The 18,287-nt window shown below is 70.7% G+C and carries 18 protein-coding genes; 12 read left to right on the top strand and 6 right to left on the bottom strand.

The window, feature by feature from the left end:
- Positions 1–2 precede the first annotated feature (2 nt).
- A complete protein-coding gene (msrB, locus tag FE263_RS01860) occupies positions 3–416 on the bottom strand; it encodes a peptide-methionine (R)-S-oxide reductase MsrB (protein ID WP_138324244.1) in 414 nt (137 codons plus the stop codon).
- A gap of 107 nt (positions 417–523) precedes the next feature.
- Here msrB and FE263_RS21975 point away from each other — a divergent pair, with 107 nt between their 5' ends.
- The 7 genes from FE263_RS21975 (at position 524) to FE263_RS01890 (ending at position 7,948) form a co-directional block, all read left to right on the top strand.
- A complete protein-coding gene (locus tag FE263_RS21975) occupies positions 524–673 on the top strand; it encodes a hypothetical protein (protein WP_171033887.1) in 150 nt (49 codons plus the stop codon).
- Between the two features lie 165 nt (positions 674–838).
- Positions 839–2,386, top strand: coding sequence for a 2,3-bisphosphoglycerate-independent phosphoglycerate mutase (gpmI, locus tag FE263_RS01865; protein ID WP_138324245.1), 1,548 nt, complete (start codon positions 839–841; stop codon positions 2,384–2,386).
- Between the two features lie 140 nt (positions 2,387–2,526).
- Complete coding sequence (locus tag FE263_RS01870) at positions 2,527–3,759, top strand: murein hydrolase activator EnvC family protein (RefSeq protein ID WP_138324246.1); 1,233 nt, start codon at positions 2,527–2,529, stop codon at positions 3,757–3,759.
- A 116-nt stretch (positions 3,760–3,875) separates the two neighbouring features.
- Complete coding sequence (locus tag FE263_RS01875; RefSeq protein WP_138324247.1) at positions 3,876–5,288, top strand: S41 family peptidase; 1,413 nt, start codon at positions 3,876–3,878, stop codon at positions 5,286–5,288.
- A 24-nt stretch (positions 5,289–5,312) separates the two neighbouring features.
- On the top strand, positions 5,313–6,419 hold the full coding sequence (locus FE263_RS01880) for a divergent polysaccharide deacetylase family protein (RefSeq protein WP_138324248.1): 1,107 nt from the start codon (positions 5,313–5,315) through the stop codon (positions 6,417–6,419).
- Between the two features lie 45 nt (positions 6,420–6,464).
- On the top strand, positions 6,465–6,974 hold the full coding sequence (locus tag FE263_RS01885; protein WP_138324249.1) for an RNA pyrophosphohydrolase: 510 nt from the start codon (positions 6,465–6,467) through the stop codon (positions 6,972–6,974).
- Positions 6,975–7,009: 35 nt separating this feature from the next.
- A complete protein-coding gene (locus tag FE263_RS01890) occupies positions 7,010–7,948 on the top strand; it encodes an EamA family transporter (protein WP_240758939.1) in 939 nt (312 codons plus the stop codon).
- Between the two features lie 10 nt (positions 7,949–7,958).
- Here FE263_RS01890 and mntR read toward each other — a convergent pair whose 3' ends face one another.
- Positions 7,959–8,375, bottom strand: coding sequence for a manganese-binding transcriptional regulator MntR (gene mntR / locus FE263_RS01895; RefSeq protein ID WP_138324883.1), 417 nt, complete (start codon positions 8,373–8,375; stop codon positions 7,959–7,961).
- A gap of 277 nt (positions 8,376–8,652) precedes the next feature.
- Between mntR and FE263_RS01900 the strand changes: the two genes are divergently transcribed.
- Positions 8,653–9,963: an Nramp family divalent metal transporter gene (locus FE263_RS01900; protein WP_138324250.1), complete on the top strand. Its 1,311-nt coding sequence runs from the start codon at positions 8,653–8,655 to the stop codon at positions 9,961–9,963.
- A gap of 91 nt (positions 9,964–10,054) precedes the next feature.
- Complete coding sequence (locus FE263_RS01905) at positions 10,055–10,375, top strand: DoxX family protein (RefSeq protein ID WP_138324251.1); 321 nt, start codon at positions 10,055–10,057, stop codon at positions 10,373–10,375.
- Positions 10,376–10,392: 17 nt separating this feature from the next.
- Here the strand turns inward: FE263_RS01905 and FE263_RS01910 are convergent, their stop codons facing one another.
- Entirely contained in the window at positions 10,393–12,198 is a 1,806-nt protein-coding gene (locus tag FE263_RS01910) for an ABC transporter ATP-binding protein (RefSeq protein WP_240758940.1), read from the bottom strand.
- Between the two features lie 299 nt (positions 12,199–12,497).
- Between FE263_RS01910 and FE263_RS01915 the strand changes: the two genes are divergently transcribed.
- Positions 12,498–12,872: a tautomerase family protein gene (locus tag FE263_RS01915; protein ID WP_138324252.1), complete on the top strand. Its 375-nt coding sequence runs from the start codon at positions 12,498–12,500 to the stop codon at positions 12,870–12,872.
- Between the two features lie 73 nt (positions 12,873–12,945).
- Positions 12,946–13,317: a nuclear transport factor 2 family protein gene (locus FE263_RS01920; RefSeq protein WP_138324253.1), complete on the top strand. Its 372-nt coding sequence runs from the start codon at positions 12,946–12,948 to the stop codon at positions 13,315–13,317.
- 107 nt (positions 13,318–13,424) lie between these two features.
- Here the strand turns inward: FE263_RS01920 and FE263_RS01925 are convergent, their stop codons facing one another.
- Complete coding sequence (locus FE263_RS01925; protein ID WP_138324254.1) at positions 13,425–14,480, bottom strand: HD-GYP domain-containing protein; 1,056 nt, start codon at positions 14,478–14,480, stop codon at positions 13,425–13,427.
- A gap of 104 nt (positions 14,481–14,584) precedes the next feature.
- Positions 14,585–15,097, bottom strand: coding sequence for a DUF2244 domain-containing protein (locus tag FE263_RS01930; protein WP_171033888.1), 513 nt, complete (start codon positions 15,095–15,097; stop codon positions 14,585–14,587).
- A gap of 176 nt (positions 15,098–15,273) precedes the next feature.
- Here FE263_RS01930 and nth point away from each other — a divergent pair, with 176 nt between their 5' ends.
- Positions 15,274–15,954: an endonuclease III gene (nth, locus tag FE263_RS01935; RefSeq protein ID WP_138324885.1), complete on the top strand. Its 681-nt coding sequence runs from the start codon at positions 15,274–15,276 to the stop codon at positions 15,952–15,954.
- Between the two features lie 4 nt (positions 15,955–15,958).
- Here the strand turns inward: nth and FE263_RS01940 are convergent, their stop codons facing one another.
- Complete coding sequence (locus FE263_RS01940) at positions 15,959–18,220, bottom strand: ComEC/Rec2 family competence protein (RefSeq protein WP_171033889.1); 2,262 nt, start codon at positions 18,218–18,220, stop codon at positions 15,959–15,961.
- Positions 18,221–18,287: the final 67 nt, after the last annotated feature.

Below are 18,287 nucleotides of genomic sequence, written 5' to 3' on the forward strand. Positions count from 1 at the left end.
GGCTATTTGGCCGCGGGCTCGAAATCCAGCGCCAGGCCGTTCATGCAGTAGCGCTCGCCGGTCGGCTGCGGTCCATCCGGGAAGACATGGCCAAGATGGCTCTTGCACTGCGCGCACTGCACCTCGATGCGGCGCATGAACAGGCTGTTGTCGGCCCGCGTCTCCACCGCGCCCTCGACCGGGGCATAGAAGGACGGCCAGCCACTGCCGCTCTCGTACTTGGTGTCCGACCTGAACAGCGCGTTGCCACAGGCGGCGCAGTGATACTGACCGTCGCGCTTCTCGTAGTTGAGCGGGCTGGTGCCGGCGCGCTCGGTGCCGTGTTCGCGCAGGATGCGGAACTGCTCCGGCGTCAGCTTGTCGCGGAACGACTGCTCGCCGGCCCCGACACCGTCCTGCTTCGAATGGCTGCTCATGGTTAATCTCCTGTCCGGTTCGTGCTTCCTGTGACATGGGATCGACCACACCGAAACCCACCCCACCCCGGCCGGCTTGAACCGGTCGAACCTGGGAGAACAGCAACATGTCCGACACCACCAGCACGCCGGAACCAGCGACACCCGGGCCTGACCCGATCGACGAGGACGAGAAGGTCGACGTCGGCGTGGACGATACCTTTCCGGCAAGCGACCCGCCCTCGATCGGCGGCAGCACCGGGCCGAACGATCCCTGACGGCGGAGCCGGACCGGACGATCCCTGACGGCGGAGCCGGACCGGACGATCCCTGACGGCGGAGCCGGGTTGGACGATCCCTGACGGCGGAGCCGGGCGGCTGCCTGACAAGCCGCCTGGTTGATGGCATGCTCCGCCCTCCCCGAGGCCAACCAGGAGCAAGCCATGTCCGCGCAGCAACGACGTCCGGTCATGCTGGTGATCCTGGACGGCTTCGGCTGGCGCGAGGACGCCAGCAACAACGCGGTGCAGCTGGCCGATACGCCGACCTTCGACCGGCTCGCTGCCTCCGGCCCGATGTCCTTCCTGCGGACCTGCGGCCGCGATGTCGGCCTGCCGGACGGGCAGATGGGCAACTCCGAGGTCGGGCACCTGAATATCGGTGCCGGCCGGGTGGTCATGCAGGAGCTGCCGCGCGTGTTCGCCGCCATCGAGGATGGCAGCCTCGCCACCAACCAGGCCATGCGCACGCTGATCGACGCCCTGAAGCGAACCGGGGGTGCCTGCCACCTGCTCGGGCTGGTCTCGCCGGGGGGCGTGCACGCACACCAGGACCACGCCGCCGCGATGGCGCGCATCCTCACCGGTGCCGGGGTGCCGGTGGTGGTGCACGCCTTCACCGATGGCCGCGATACCCCGCCTCGCTCCGGCCGCGACGATCTCGTCCGGCTTCGTGCGGCATTGCCGCCGTCGGTGCCGATCGTCACCGTTTCGGGCCGCTACTACGCGATGGACCGCGATCATCGCTGGGAGCGCGTGCAGAAGGCCTACGACGCAATCGTCTCCGGCACCGGGCCCCGCGCCCACGATCCCGACGCGGTGCTGGTGCGGGCCTACGAAGCCGACATCACCGACGAGTTCGTCGAGCCGACGGTGATCGGCGCCTATGGCGGCATGCGCGACGGCGATGCGGTGCTGTCGTTCAATTTCCGCGCCGACCGCATCCGGCAGCTCTACGACGCCCTGCTCGACCCGGACTTCCAGGGCTTCGTCCGCAGCCGGCGCCCGGCGCTCGCCCTGGCGGTCGGCACCACCCGCTACAGCGACCACCTTGCCGACCGGATCGAGGTGCTGTTCCCGCCGCAGAGCCTGGACGACCTGCTCGGCGACGTGGTGGCGGCCGCCGGGCGGCGCCAGCTGCGCATGGCCGAGACGGAGAAATATCCGCACGTCACCTACTTCCTCAACGGCGGCCGCGAGGCGGTGCTGGAGGGCGAGGACCGCATCATGGTGCCGTCGCCGAAGGTTGCGACCTACGACCTGCAACCGGAGATGTCGGCACCGGAACTCACCGACCGCGCAGTCGAGGCGATCGCATCGGGGCAGTACGACCTCATCGTGCTGAACTTCGCCAATCCGGACATGGTCGGCCATACCGGCGATCTCGCCGCCGCCATCCGCGCGGTCGAGACCGTCGATGCCGGCCTCGGCCGCATCGCGCAGGCAATCGGGCAGGCCGGCGGCGTGCTGCTGGCGACCGCCGACCATGGCAACTGCGAGATGATGCGCGATCCCGAGACCGGCGGCCCGCATACCGCACATACCCTGAACAAGGTGCCGCTGGTGGGGTTCGGGATGCCGGCCGGCCAGCGTCTGGCAGACGGCAGGCTTGCCGATCTCGCGCCCACGCTGCTGGCGCTGATGGGCCTCGGGCAGCCGGCGCTGATGACCGGGCGCTCGCTGCTCGCACCGGCGGAGACCAGGGCAGCCTGATCCGCCCGCGCCTGACCGGGAGCGCCCCGGTCGCCCGCCTTGTCCGCTGCCTGATCGCCGCCGGCTTCCTGCTGACGGCCGTGTCTGCCCAGGCCGCCGGTGCAACGCGCCATGTGCGCCACCCGGCACGACACCGGGATATGCCCGGGCCGGCGATCCGGAGCGCGTCGACACGGGCGCGCCTCGCGGCCCAGGCTGCCCGCGCGGCAGCGGCTGCGACGCAGGCGGCGGCCCGGCTCAGGGCGGCGGAGGCGGCGCACCGTGCGTCCGCCGCCGGGCAGCAGGCGGCGGCCAGGCAGGCACAGGCGGACCAGGAGCGGGCGATCGCGCTATCGGCGCAGTCCCGCCAGGTGGCGTCGCGGCTTCGGCAGACCGAGCAGCAGGTGGTGGAGACGCAGGCGCGCATCGACGCGCTCGGCGAGCAGCGCCGGCTGCTGGAAGCGTCGTTGCGGCAGCAGGCGGCCGCCCTGGCGCCGATGCTGCCGCTGATCGAGCGGCTGTCGCTGTATCCGGCCGAAACCCTGCTCGCCTCGCCGGCCCGGCCGGAGGATGCGCTCGCCGGCCTGCTGGTGCTGCGCGGCCTGGGCGCCCAGCTGGAGCGCCGGGCGGAGCAGATCCGGGCCGGCCAGGCACAGCTCGATCAGCTCGGTGCGGCGCTCGGCAGCCAGAACGAGAACCTGGCCGGCCTGCGTCGCGAGCAGCTGGCGCGCGACGCGGAGGTCTCGGCGCAGGCAGCGCAGGCGCTCGCCACCCAGCGCGCTTCCGCCCAGGCCGCAGACATCGCGGCACGCCAGGCCGCCGCCGCCGCGTCGCACGCCGCTGGTCTGCAGGATGCGGTTGCCGCTCTCGAGACTGCCCAGGCAGCCGCGGTGCAGCGCTACCGCCGCGAGGCCGAGGCCGACGAACGCCAGCGCCGGTCCGACGATGCCCGCGCCGCCCGCGCCCGCGCCGCCTCGGTGGCGGTGGAGGCCGGGCCGGGCCTTGCACCCGACGCGGGGGCGGCCCCGGTGGCCGGTCGCATCGTGCAGGGCTGGGGAGCTGCCACCGACGCCGGACCGGCCACCGGCGTCAGCTACGCGCCGCCGTCGCTGGCTTCGGTCAGCGCGCCGTGCGACGGACGCGTCGATTTCGCCGGGCCGTTCCGGTCGTACGGCCAGATGCTGATCGTGGATTGCGGCCATGGCTACCGCTTCGTGCTCGCCGGCCTGCAGCAGCTCGATGTCGCGGTCGGGCAGCGCCTGGCGCACGGCGTGGCGCTCGGCAGCATGCCCGCCGTCGCTGGGGCAGGCCACGCCCGGCCGCTGCTCTACGTGCAGCTCCGGCACGGCACCCAGGCGGTCGATCCGGCCGGCTTCCTGCGTGGGCACGACTGAGAAGCGTTCACAGCGCTTCTCATGCGTGTAATCTCGTGGCGATACGCCGGCGCGGTGCCTTGTGGCATGCTGGCGCCTTGCTGCCGGTCCAGGCGGCGATCAGGAGTGTCTACGGTATGAAGTTGCGCACTGGCCTGCTGCTCGGCTCCGCGTTCGCCGCGGGCGTCGTGGCCGGTCCCGATCTCGGAAGGCTGGTCACGCATCATGGCCTCGGCATGACCATGGCCGCCCTTGCGCCGACCGCGCTGGCGGACGAGGCGCCGACGCAGAACCACGCCGAGACCTACCGGCTGCTGACGCTGTTCGGCGACGTGTTCGAGCGGGTCCGCGCCGACTATGTCGAACCGGTCACCGATCGCGACCTGATCACCAACGCGCTGAACGGCATGCTGTCGGGCCTCGATCCGCACAGCGCCTACATGACCGAGAAGCAGTTCGCCGACATGCAGGTGCAGACCAAGGGCGAGTTCGGCGGCCTGGGCCTCGAGGTCACCGGCGAGGACGGTCTGGTCAAGGTGATCTCGCCGATGGACGGCACCCCGGCCGCGCGTGCCGGCATGAAATCCGGCGACCTGATCCTGACGATCAACTCCAAGAGCATGGACGGCATCTCGCTCAACGATGCGGTCGAGCGCATGCGTGGCGAGCCGGGCTCGAAGATCACGCTGGGCATCAAGCGTCCCGGCGTCGACAAGCCGTACGACGTGACGATGACGCGCGAGGTCATCCACATCCAGGTCATCAAGTCGGCGCTGTATGGCAAGGTCGGCTACATCCGGGTCTCGCAGTTCAACGAGGAGACCGATCCCGGCCTGCGCGCGGCCTACGACAAGCTGACCAAGCAGGCAGGCGGCCATCTGTCGGGCCTGATCCTCGACCTACGCAACAACCCGGGCGGCCTGCTGGAGCAGGCGGTCGATGTCTGCGACGACTTCATCTCGTCCGGGGAAGTGGTGTCGACGCGGGCGCGGCATCCCGAGGACAGCCAGCGCATGAATGCGCACGGCACCGACATCACCAACGGCGAGCCGCTGCTGGTGCTGATCAACCAGGGTTCGGCATCCGCCAGCGAGATCGTCGCAGGCGCGCTGCAGGACCACCAGCGCTCGGTCACGCTGGGCGAGCGCTCGTTCGGCAAGGGCTCGGTGCAGACCGTGATCCCGATCCCCGGCAACGGCGCCATCCGGCTCACCACGGCGCGCTACTACACGCCGTCCGGCCGCTCGATCCAGGGTCTCGGCATAACGCCCGACATCCCCGTGCAGGAGGATCGCGAGGACCTGTCGCGTTTCATGCCGCGCGAGGCCGATCTCGACCACATCATCAAGAACCAGGGCGGCAGCCAGGTGAAGCCGCCGCCGCGCAACGACCTGCCGGCGGTCGCCAAGACCATCCCCGACAAGCCGCCGGCGAACTGGCCGAAGTTCGACCTCACCAAGCCCTCGACCGACTTCCAGCTGCAGCAGGGCCTGAAGGTGATCCAGGCGATGATCGCCGACCAGCCGACCCAGCACGCCAGCGCACCCTAGGGGATCGGCCGGCAGGGATGCGGGATGCGGCTCACCCCCAGGCTCATCGCGTCCCGGTTGCTCACCTTGCGCCTGGCAACCTCGCGCAGGGTGACCGCGCGCCTTCCTGGCTCCCGCACCGGCCGGGCCCTGGTGGTGTTCTGGACGGCACTGCTGCTCGCCGGCGGCATCGCCGCGCTGACCCTGCAATGGCTCGGCCCGATCAGGCCGCCGCCCGCCGTGCGGCAGGTGGCCGCCCTGACGCCCCGCCCCGCCATCCGCATCCGGCCGGTGCCACCGGCGCCTGAGCCGGCACGGCCGATCGCGACTCCGGATGACGCGCTGCTGGAGGCGGCACCCGACTATGACGGGTTCGAGCTGCCGCGCATCGCGGCCGACGGACGGCAGGCGCGCCTCGTCTATGCCGGCCGGCCACCCAGGCCCTCTGTCCCGCCGCACCCGGTCATCGGCATCCTGCTCGAGGGGCTCGGCCTGTCCGCCGCCGACAGCGCCGATGCGATCGGCAGCCTGCCCGCACCGGTCAGCCTGGCCGTGTCGCCCTACGCGCCCGACCTCGAGCCGCTGCTGGCGGAGGCCCGCCGGCAGGGCCACGAGCTGCTGGTGTCGCTGCCGATGGAGCCGCTGCACGCACCGAACGACGACGAGGGTCCGCAACAGCTGACCGACGACCTCGATACCGACCAGAACCAGCGCCGCCTGGAATGGGCGCTGTCGCGGCTGCAGGGGTATGCGGGGGTCACCAATGCCCTGTCCGGCCTGGCCGGCGAGGGCTTCGCCAGGCTGCCGGCGTTCGCGCCGATCGCACGCGGAATGGGCGCGCGCGGGCTGTTCTACCTCAATGCCACCCCGGGCGCGGACCGCCCTCTTGGCGTCTGGAGCGCCACCGCCGACGTGCGGCTCGACGAGACCCAGGACGCCGCCGCGATCGATGCGAGGCTGCTGCTGCTCGAGCAGACGGCATCGCGCAACGGCCATGCCATCGGGGTTGCGGGACCGCTCTATCCTGTCACGGTGGCGCGGATCGCCGAATGGAGTCGCGGACTGGCGGCGCGCGGGATGATCCTGGTGCCGGTAAGCAGCCTTGCCACCGCGCCGGAGGATGCCGGCCCGGCCCCACGCGGCGGCCGCTGACCAGTGCGCGACGCGAGCGAACGCAACCATGAACCGGAGCGACCCTTGACCAACCCCGATCATGCCGCCCTCCCCTATCGGCCGAATGTCGGTGCCGTGCTGTTCAACCGCGACGGGCTGGTGCTGGTGGCGCGTCGGGCCGACCTGCCCAATGCCGAGGGACGAGCCGGCGTGTGGCAGCTGCCGCAGGGCGGTATCGACGAGGGCGAGGACCCGCGCGTGGCCGTGTTGCGCGAGTTGCGCGAGGAGATCGGCACCGACCGCGCCGAGATCATCGCCGAGCATCCCGACTGGCTGTCGTACGACCTGCCGCCCGAACTGATCGGTCGCGCGCTGGGCGGCCGGTATCGTGGCCAGCGGCAGCGCTGGTTCGCGCTGCGGTTTCTCGGCGAGGAAAGCGACATCCGCCTCGACCTCGATCCGCACCCCGAATTCGACGCCTGGAAATGGCTGCCGATCGACGAGCTGCCGCTGCAGGAGGTCGGCTTCAAGCGCGCGACCTACGCCATCCTTGCGGTCGCCTTCGCGCCGTATGCGCGTCCGGCCGGTTCCTGAGCCGGAACGGGCCAGGCTCCGCCCGGCAGCATCCGGTGTCGACCCTGGAGACACGCGCCCGCCCGGCCGCGGCGACCGGCACCCGGGCCGCCGGGACGGCGCCGCCCCGGTCGCTGGCCGCGGTGCCGATGCTGGTCGGCGGCATCGCGTCGTTCCAGCTCGGCGCCTCGATCGCCAAGTCGCTGTTCCCGGTGTTCGGCGCCACCGGCATGGTGGGGCTGCGCATCGGCCTGTCCTGCCTGCTGCTGCTGGTGCTCTGGCGTCCGTGGCGAGAGCCGGTCTCACGCCGGCTGCTGACGGCGATCGTGCCGTACGGGCTGTCGCTCGGCCTGATGAACCTGCTGTTCTATCTCAGCCTGGCGCGGCTTCCGCTGGGTGCCGCGGTGGCGATCGAGTTCACCGGCCCGCTGGCGCTGGCCTTCCTGGGATCGCGCAGGCTCACCGACCTGGTCTGGGCGGCCCTGGTCGTCGCCGGGCTGCTGCTGCTGCTCGATCCCCGCAGGGCACTGCACGCGGTCGATCCCCTGGGCGTGCTGTTCGCGTTCGGAGCGGGCGTGTTCTGGGCGCTCTACATCGTGTTCGGCCAACGCGTGAGCCGGATTTCGAGCGGTCCGCGCTCGACCGCGCTCGGCCTGCTGGTGGCGGCGGTCGCCATCGTCCCGCTCTGCCTGCCGGCGATGACCCCGGCGCTGCACGATCCCGGCCACCTGGCGCAGGCCGCCGCCGTCGCAGTGCTGTCGAGCGCGCTACCCTATTCGTTGGAGATGGCGGCGATGCGCCACCTCACCACGCGCTCGTTCGGCATCCTGATGAGCCTCGATCCGGCGCTGGCGGCGCTGGCCGGGCTGGCCCTGCTGCACGAGCATCTGGCGGCACTGCGCTGGCTCGGGATCCTGTGCATCGTGGCGGCCTCGGCCGGAAGTGCGCTGTCGAGCCGGAAGGACGAGCCGGCCGCGCTGATCACCGACGCCTGAGGCGCCCCGACTACGCGCGTCTGGCGAGGAAGCGGGCAAATGCCTCCAGCGACGCCGCCGAGGCGTAGTGCTCCATTCCCTCGGCATCGGCCTCGGCGACATCGGCCGGCACCCCCACCGCCATCAGCAGCTCGACCATGAGCCGGTGCCGGGCCCGCACCCGGGTCGCGAGCGCCAGGCCCGCCTCGGTCAGGAACACGCCGCGATACGGGCGCGCCATCGCCAGGCCCTCGCGCTTCAGCCGGTCGATGCTCTTGAGCGCGGTCGGGTGCGTCACCCCGAGCCGCTTGGCGATCTCGCTGGCGCGCGCCTCGCCGTGGGCGGCATGCAGGTCGGCGATCAGCTCGACGTAATCCTCCAGCAGCGCCGCCGAGCGGGCCGCACGGGTCTTGCCGAAGCGAAGTGCCTGGGTCGGCTCCTCGGGCATTTCCACGCCGGGGGCTGCGGGCTGAGCTGCGACCGGAGCGGTCACGCCCGCTCCCCGTCGCGGCCTTCTGGCCGATCCGTCAGCCCGGCTTCGTTCGTCTCCTCGAGCATTCACCGCCCTTGTTCCACGTCGATGGCGGCCGAACCTGTAGCACAGGATGGCGTTGTCGCATTCTTGTGACGGCTTGGCACACACTCTCAGCCAATGCCAGAACGTTTTGCTTGGCGCCAACTCTGTAGCATAGGCTACATCCGGGGCTCTGGCGCGGGATGGGATGATGACGGACGCCTTGGCGCGACAGGGGCTTACCGAGCGCACCAATGCCGCCATCGGCGAGGTCCTGGCCGGCCGGCGCAGCGGTGGGCGTTCCGCCCTGCTGTTCGCAGGACCCGCCGTCGTCGCCTCGATCGCCTATATCGACCCGGGCAATTTCGCCACCAACATCCAGGCCGGGGCCGCCTACGGCTACACGCTGCTCTGGGTGGTGCTGGTCGCGAACCTGATCGCGATGCTGTTCCAGGCGCTCTCCGCCAAGGTCGGCATCGTCACCGGCCGCAACCTCGCCGAACTCTGCCGCGAGCGGTTCTCGCCGCCTGTGGTGTATGCGATGTGGGCTGCCAGCGAGGTCGCCGCGATGGCCACCGACCTCGCCGAGTTCCTCGGCGGCGCGATCGGGCTGTCGCTGTTGTTCCACCTGCCGCTGCTGGCCGGCATGGTGGCGACCGCAATCATCACCTACGGCCTGCTGATGATCCAGGGACGCGGCTTCCGGCCGATGGAGATGGTGATCGGCGCTTTGGTTGCGCTGATCGGCATCTGCTACCTGGTCGAGATGTTCCTGGCGCCGGTCGCCTGGGGCCAGGCCGGGCTGCACGCCATCCTGCCGCAGATGCCCGATGCGGCGGCGCTGACCATCTCGGTCGGCATCATCGGCGCGACCGTGATGCCGCATGCGCTCTACCTGCATTCCGGCCTGACGCAGGACCGCGCGCCGGGCGCCGACCTGCAGGGGCGGCGGATGCTGCTGCGCTACTCCAACCGCGAATGCATCGCAGCCCTCGCCGCGGCCGGGGCGATCAACATGGCAATGGTGATCATGGCGTCGGCCGCCTTCCATGCCGGCCACAGGGACGTCTCCGAGATCCAGACCGCCTACCACACGCTGACGCCGCTGCTCGGCTACGGCGCCGCCGGCGTGTTCCTGGTGTCGCTGATGGCGTCCGGGATCTCGAGCTCGACCGTCGGCACCATGGCCGGCCAGATGATCATGCAGGGCTTCGTCGGCTTCCGCATACCGGTCTGGCTGCGCCGGCTGGTCACCATGGCGCCGGCCTTCGTGGTGATCGGCATGGGGGTGAATGCGACCTATGCGCTGGTGCTCAGCCAGGTCGTGCTGTCGTTCGCGCTGCCGATCCCGATGATCGCGCTGGTGCTGTTCACCCGCTCGCGCGCCGTGATGGGTCCGTTCGCCAACAACCGGCTGACCGATATCGCCGCGATCGGCGGCTCCGTCATCATCCTGTTCCTCAACGCGGTGCTGCTGCTGCAGACCTTCGGGGTGCCGATCCCGGGGCTGCCGGCGTCCTGATCCGGGATCTCCCAGTGTCAGGGGTGCAGGCACGATGGCGTTCCGCTGCACGAGATGCGAGGTAGGACGGACAACCGGGAGGCAGAAGCTCGTGCTTCACGCAGTCTCAATCTGGATCCTCGCCGTCGCCTTGCTCGGCGCCGGCCTGTTCAACGCGATCGGCACCCGGGCGACGCAAGCCGACTTCGTACGCTGGGGCTATCCCGCATGGTGGTGCCGCCTGACCGGCGGCCTCGAGATGCTGAGCGCCGTGCTGGTCGCGCTGCCCGCCAGCCGCACTGCTGGCCTGCTGCTTGGCGCACTGGTCATGGCGGCGGCGGCCCTGACCGTGTTGCGCCGCCGCGAGTTCAAGCACCTCGCACCGATCGCGGTCTTCGTCGTCCTGATCGCGCTGGCTGCTTTCTCGTCCTGAGCCGCCGACCGACCGGGCTATTCCGCCGCCAGCCCCAGCGCCTGGCGCTCGAACAGCCTGCGGTAAAGCCCGTCCGGGTGCGTCAGCAGGCGGGCATGGGGTCCATCCTCGAGGATGCGGCCACTCGAGAACACCAGGATGCGGTCGAGCGATACCACCGTCGAGAGCCGGTGCGCGATCACGATCACCGTGCGGCCCTGCATCAGGCGCTGCATGGCGTCCTGCACCAGCGCCTCGCTTTCGCTGTCCAGGCTGGAGGTCGCCTCGTCCAGGATCAGCACCCGGCAGTCGGCGAGGAAGGCACGCGCGATCGCGATGCGCTGGCGCTCGCCGCCGGAGAGCTTGACGCCGCGCTCGCCCACCAGCGTCGCGTAGCCGTCCGGCAACCTGGCGATGAAGCCGTCGGCATTGGCGAGCTGTGCTGCACGCGCGATCTCGGCCTCGCTGGCACCCGGACGGCCGTACGAGATGTTCTCGGCCAGCGACCGATGGAACAGCACCGGCTCCTGCGGCACGATGGCGATCTGCCCCCGCAGGCTCTCCTGCCGCACGCCGGCGATGTCCTGGCCGTCGATCAGGATGCGTCCCTGCTGCACGTCGTACAGCCGCTGCAGCAGCTTGGTGAGCGTGGTCTTGCCCGACCCCGAGGGACCGACCAGGCCGAGGCGGGTGCCGGCCGGGATGTCGAGCGACAGGTCCTCGAAGAGCGGGTTGGCGTGGCTGCCGTAGTGGAACCCGACATGCTCGAAGCGGATCGCGCCGCGCTCGATGCGGATCGGCGGTGCGCCGGGACGGTCCTGCACCGACCCCGGCTGCGCGAACAGCGCGACCAGCTCCTCCATCTCGTTGACCGAACGCTGCATCTGGCTGACCTGCTGGCCGATGTCGCGCAGGTAGCCCTGCACCAGGAACACCAGCGTCAGCACGTAGGCGATGTCGCCCGGGCCGGCATCGCCGCGCTGCCATAGCAGCAGGGCGGCGCCGACCATGACCACGCGCAGCGCCAGCAGGCAGAGCGCCTGGATGTTGCCGCTGTTGGTGCCGCGTATCCAGGTGCGCGCGGTGCGGCCGGACCAGCGGCGCAGCACGCGAGCAAGCCGCGCATCCTCGCGGCTCTCGGCACCGAACGCCTTGACCACCGGGTTGCAGGTTATGGCGTCGGCCAGCGCCGCCCCCATGCGGGTGTCCCAGCGGTTCGAGACGCTGGCGGTGGGCGCCACGTAGCGCAGCGTCATCGCGACAGAGACCAGCGCGAACAGCACGGAACAGATGCCGAGCAGCAGGCCCATCAGCGGCCAGCGCAACGCCAGCACCAGGGTGGTGCCGGCCAGCACCACCAGTTCCGGCAGCAGCAGCAGCAGCAGCGTATCGTCCAGTGTGTCGATCGCCCACATGCCGCGTGTCAGGCGGCGCACGGTCGAGCCGGCGAAGGTGTTGGCGTGCCAGTCGGTGGAGAAGCGCTGCACCCGGTGGAAGGCCTCCGAGGCGACCTCGGACATCACCCTCAGGGTCAGGCGGGTGATGCCGACATAGCCCATCCGGCGCCCGACCACGGCGAGGCAGCCGAGCCCGGTCAGCCCGCCGAGCAGCAGCAGCGCCGGGCGCAGGTCGCCGCCACGCGACGCGCCCAGCCCGCGGGTGACCACGTCGACCAGCCGGCCGGCCAGGACGGGCGTCACCACGTCGGTGCCGGTCGCCAGCGTCATGCCGCAGACGACGGTCGCCAGCATGCGGGGATGCCGGCGCCAGCGCGCGAACAGGAAGCCGAGCACCGCGCCGAAGCTGCTGCTCCGCGCAAGGCGTGAGGAAGTCTCTGTGGTCACGATTATCCATCCAGGACCGCGTATGAGCCGCCGATCCTGGCCTGAGATGGGGCGCAGGCTTCTACCGGAAAAGCGCCGCGCCGGCCAAGCCTCCCGCCATCCGGGCTACCACCTCGCCGGCCCGGACCGGCTTTACAACATCCCACCCCGCGTGAAGTATCCTCCCGGCCAGGCACGGAAGGCCATCCCGGTGCCGTCGTCGCCCGGTGCGTTGCCTGGGCCCGGAGGGACGATCCGCGCAGCGCGCCGTGCCTGACGCCGCGTCATCTGATTGCCAGCAGAACACCCGGAGGATCTCGATGCCATTCGCACGCATTGACCTGGCCCGCGGGAAGCCCGCGGAGTACCGCACCACGGTCGCGGACATCGTATACCGGGGCATCGTCGATGTCCTGAAGGCGCCCGATGGCGACCGCTTCATCGTCGTCAGCGAGCATTCGCCGGAGAACCTCATCTACGACCGGCATTTCCTGGGCATGGAACGATCGCCGGATTTCCTGCTGATCCAGGTGACCAGCACCGTCGGGAACAACAAGGAGGCGAAGCTGGCCTTCTTCCGCTTTGTCGCCGGCGAGCTCGCCAGCAAGCTCGGCGTCCGGCCTGACGACGTGATGATCAACCTGGTCTTCGTGCAGCGCGAGGACTGGTCGTTCGGGAACGGCGATCCCTGGTGATCCGGTCCATGTGCTTCGAGACGCCATCGCGACAGCCCATGGATGTCGACCGGATCATACAGGGGAGAACATCATGACCACGGACGATGCACCGCGCGGCCATGCCGATCTCGCGGCGAGAACCGCCGCCGAGGTCCTCGATCACCATCTCGGCGCCTTTGCCGAGGGCGTGGACGCGGTCCTCTCCGACTACACCCCGGACGCGGTGCTGATCACCCCGGAGGCGACTTATCACGGCGCGACCGCAATATGGCGCTTCTTCGATCAGTTCATCGCCCGAGGGACACCGGCCTTCTGGTCGGCCTTCACCATCGAGCGACGGGAAGTCGTCGGCGACGTGGCCTACATCACCTGGTCCGCGCACCCGGCCGTCACCTTGGCCACCGACACCTTCGTCGTCGTGGCAGGGAAGATCGTCGTGCAGACCTATACCCCGCTCGCCTGATACCGGGGGCTCTGCGATCTGCCGCTCCATCATCGGGCGCTGGCCAGCCGGTCCCCGGCGTACGGTGCGAGGTGCGCCGCCGCGTGCGGTTCAGGTCGGCAGATGTGTCAGGCCAGGTGCCCCCCCTCCGCCAGCGGACGGGTCTTGCCGGCGCTGCCCCAGGCGAACAGCGGTATCGTCTCCGGCAGCCTGCCGTCCTGCATCGGGTCCGCAAGTATCGGCTCGAGCACGCGGTCCAGGTCCGGGAAAGGCTCGGGAACACGCTCGCCCGGCGCGGTCGCGCCGTCGCGGGCCGCGACCATGCCCGAAAGGTCGGCCAGGAACAGCTCCATGAGCGTAGGATCGAAATGCGTGCCGGCGCCTCGGGCGAGATACCGGCTTACCTCATCCAGTTCCCAAGCGGCCTTGTAGCAGCGCTCGCTGAGCAGCATGTCGAACGCCTCGGCGATGGCGACGACGCGGCTGGTCAGCGGGATGGCGTCGCCCGCGATCCCCTGCGGGTAGCCGGTTCCGTCCCAGCGCTCGTGATGATGCAGCGCAATGCTGGCGGCGAGATCCAGCATCGGCTCGCCGCTGCGGGCCAGCATGCGATGGCCGATGCGGGTGTGGCCCTGAACCAGCCGGCGCTCGTCCGCATCGAGTTCGCCGGGCTTGGCGAGAAGCGCCGAGGGCAATCCGATCTTGCCGACATCGTGCAGGGTCGCCGCAACCAGCAGGTCGGAGGATTGCGCCGGATCGAAGCCGGCGGCCAGGGCGAGACGCACCGCGATGCGGGCCGTGGCATCCTCGTGGGTGTCCCCGGCGACGCAGAGCCGGCGCACCAGCTCCGCCTGGTCGAGGGGCGCGCGGATCCGGCGCGGCCGCGCGCTCCAGGCACCGACGCAGGCACCGGCCAGGGTCACCGCCAGCAGCACCGAGGTCACGATGGACCCCTCCGGCGCCTGCTGCGGCACGTCGCCGAGCCGCAACACGAGCAGGGTCAATCCGAGCAGCATGCCGCCGGCGATCGGCTTGACGAGGTCGCCGAGCCCGACCGTGGGGCGCAGCATATCCTCGGCCAGGCGGCGGATCGAGGCGAACGCGAACAGGTAGCCAGCGAGGCTGAGGACACCGCTGAGCGAGACGGCAACGACCAGGACGAGATTGGGCTGAAAACCGGACATGGCTGGGTGGCCTTGGAGTTCCCGCGAAGGTGCTGGGAATGTCACGAGGTTTTACAGTTACGATCCGGCTTCGTAAAGATAATTTGATGGCTAAGATATTGTTATTATAATGGTTTCTGGTCCAGCCATCCATAGTCCGGGTTGCGACAGGAATGCAGCGCAAGCCTCAGATCATGCGCTAAAATCCTCCTTTCTGACTCGCCGAGCAGCCGGCCAACCTCCTCCTGAACGCCATGTCCCGCGAGGCGCACGCGGACGATGGCGCCAGGTCTGTCGAGCAGGTCCACCCGCAGCCAGTATGGCGACAGACGCCGCTCGATCGTGCGGCCGTTCGTATCGGTCCGGGAGAGCAGCAGGCTCCACTGGCGCAGCTCGATCGACTCGATCCGGCGCAGGTCGCGGGCATTGCGGCGGAGCAGCACGCAGGCGGCCGCCACCTCCAGGCCGCAGAAGCCGGGCACCGGCCAGGCCCCGAGGATCCAGAACAGCGTGCCGATCGCCAGGCTGGCGCCGGTCAGCAGCAGGATGACGATGTTGCGTCCGTGCGCGGTCAGGCTGCGGTTCGGCGTCATGCGTCGCGCGAGCAGCACCGGACCCCATTTCTCGAGGTCCTGCACATCCCGATCCGTCGCCGGCCTGTCACTGCTGTCCGCCATGCGCCGAACATGGAATCGCGGTGGCATGGCGGCCATACAGCAGGCGACGGACGGTGGGACAAAGCATGGCGAAGGCGGTCACGAAGACGAAAGCGGCGAAGGCGGGCAAGCCGGCCAAGGCACGGCCATCCCGCCCGATGCCGCTAGCCGATGCGCGGCACTTCATCGAGGCGTTGGCGCTGGCCAATCCGGATGCCGACAGCGAGCTGACCTTCACCGACCCCTACACCCTGCTGGTCGCGGTGGTGCTGTCGGCGCAGGCGACCGACGCCTCGGTCAACAAGGCATCGGTCGGGCTGTTCGCCGACGCCCCTGATCCGGCGGCGATGGTGGCGCTCGGGGAGGCGGGCATCGCCGCGCATATCCGCACCATCGGGCTGTGGCGGGCCAAGGCGCGCAACGTGCTGGCGCTGAGCCGCACCCTGATCGAGACGCATGGCGGCGCGGTGCCGGACAATCGAGAGGCGCTGGAGGCGCTGCCCGGGGTCGGACGCAAGACCGCCAACGTGGTGCTGAACGTCGCCTTCGGGCACAGCACGATGGCGGTGGACACCCACATCTTCCGGATCGGCAACCGCACCGGGCTGGCGCCGGGCGCCACGCCGCGCGCGGTCGAGGACAAGCTGGTCGCCCGCATCCCGCCGACCATCCTGCGGCCGGCGCATCACTGGCTGATCCTGCACGGCCGCTACGTGTGCAAGGCGCGTGCTCCGGAATGCTGGCGCTGCGCGGCGCGCGAGTGGTGCCGGTACAAGGACAAGCGCGTCTCGCCTGGCAGCCCGGCCGACGCCGACCCGCTGCCGCCGCCGGCGGACTGAGCCGCTACTCCGTGAGCGCCATCGGCAGCCTCGGCAGCCGGCGCCGGCCAGGCACCGGGATCCATGGCCTCAGTCCCCGGCTGTCGCGGTCGGAGACGATTTTCAGGCCTCCGGGCCGGACTCCGCCCGGCTCGAACCAGATCGCCTGCGCGCCCTCGCGCCATACCGTGAAGCGGTCGATGGCGCGCACCGATCCGCAACCGCCCCGATCCTGCTGGCCCGGATGCGGATGCGGCAGCGGGATCGGCGCAGGCGACAGCAGCAGCGCGATCCCGTCGCACGATGCCGGCACCGGTGCCTTGCGACGATGGCCGGGATCGCGCAGCAGCAGGATCGTGGTGCCGCCGCGCCCGATGCGGCAGATGGCGGCGTCGCAGGAGACCGGACCGGACGTGCCCGATGCCGGCATGGGCAGCGCCGGGGTCTCGATCGCCCAGGCCTGTCGCCAGTCCGACAGCACCATCGGGCTACCCCCGGAGGCCTGCTCCAGCAGGATGCGGGAACCGTGCTCCCGGTCCGACGGCAGGCGCAGGGCGATCAGCCGGGCATCGCCGGACACCAGCAGGTCGGGGGGACGGTTCAGCGCCGGGCTCACCGCCCCGGCCAGCAGCGGCAGCAGGCCGAGCAGGCGCCAGCGTCCGCGCCGCAGGCAGAGCCAGAGCAGGCCGAGGGAGATCAGCCCGAGGCCGCCGAGGGGCATCGCCGGCACCGCGATGCTGGCCGCCGGCATACGCGCCACCGTGCGGGCCAGCCACAGGATGATTTCCACGCCCCAGCCCATCGGCACCAGCACCAGCGCCTCGAGATGCAGCGGCATCAGCGCCAGCGACAGCAGCCCGGCCGGCAGCACCCACAGCGCGGTCAGCGGCACCGCGAGCAGGTTGGCGAGCACGAAGTAGAACTGCACGTGGCCGAAATGGAAGGCGGCGTATGGCAGCGACGCCGCCCCGGCAAGCAGGCTGGTCATGAACAGGGCCGCCACGTGCAGGCCGAAGCGCCGGCGCCAGTTGCCGTCGCCATACATGCTGTGCATCACCGGGCGGAGTGTCTCGTAGCCGGCGATCAGCGCCAGCACCGCCGAGAAGCTCATCTGGAACGAGACCTCGAGCAGGCTGTCCGGGGCCGCCAGCAGCATCAGCAGGGCGGCGATCGCCAGACCGCGCAGCGAGACCGCGCGTCGTCCGAGCATCAGCGCCAGCACGCCGAGTGCCGCCATCGTCAGGCTGCGCAGGGTCGGCAAATGCATGCCGGTCAGCGCCATGTAGAAGGCGCCCGCGAGCAGGGCGGCGCAGGCGGCGATCTGGCGGGTCGGCCAGCGCAGCGCGGCATACTCCCAGGCCGCCAGCGCCATCCGCACGGTTCCCATCGCCAGGCCCATGACGATGCCCAGGTGCAGGCCGGCCACCGCCAGCAGATGCGCTAGGCCGGAGACGGCGAAGGCGTTGCGGTCGGCGGCGCTGATGCCGGTGCTGATCCCGGTCACCAGGGTGGCGGCGATGGCGCCGCGCGCATCGGGCAGCGCCTGCATGATCCGGCCGGCGATGGTCTCGCGCAGCGCCTGCCAGCGCATCGCGAGGCCGGTCGCCGGGCGGTGCGCCTGCAGCTCCGCCGCCTCCAGGGCGAAGCCGTTGCCACCGAGCCCGTCGAAGAACGCCTCGCGCTGCATGTCGCGGCCGCCGGGCAGCGAGGGCGGTGCCGGGGCGCGCAGCATGCCGCGCAGCACGATGTCGTCGCCGACACCGAGGACCTGCCGGTCGTCGGCGCGCAGCTTCATGTGCAGGCGGCGGTCGAGCGGCGGGTCCAGATCGAGCGCCGGATGGGCGAAGGTGACGCGCCGGCTGCCGTCCGCGAACACGTCGATGGCGGCGATGCGTCCCGAGACCACGACGGCGGATTTCGGCAGGTCCGGCATCGGCGACATCCGGCCGGTCGCGAGATGGGCGGCGATGAAGCCCGCCGCCAGCGCAAGCAGGGCGGCGGCGGCGAAACGCAGCCCGTCGATGCTGCGGGCCGCCAGCATGACCGCCAGGCCGATCGCCGCCGCCAGCAGGGCCGGCCAGACCGGCGGTTCGACGCGGAGCATGAAATACAGTGCATCGCCGCAGCCGACACAGGCCGGCAGCCACAACGCCAGCCGATCGCGCTCCGGGACCAGAGCCTGGTGCAGCAGCCCGGGCAGCGCGCGCGCCAGCGGGCGCAAGGCGGCGCGGACGGACATCCATGCCGGGGGCCGTGCGGCGGGCAACGGTCCCAGGGACAGGTCCATGGCGCTTCCTATACGATAACGCAACGAATAGCACCCTGTCCGCGTGCGGGGCCGCCGCGACGACGTG

It is taken from the genome of Lichenicoccus roseus, from assembly GCF_005844085.1.
GTDB lineage: Bacteria > Pseudomonadota > Alphaproteobacteria > Acetobacterales > Acetobacteraceae > Lichenicoccus > Lichenicoccus roseus.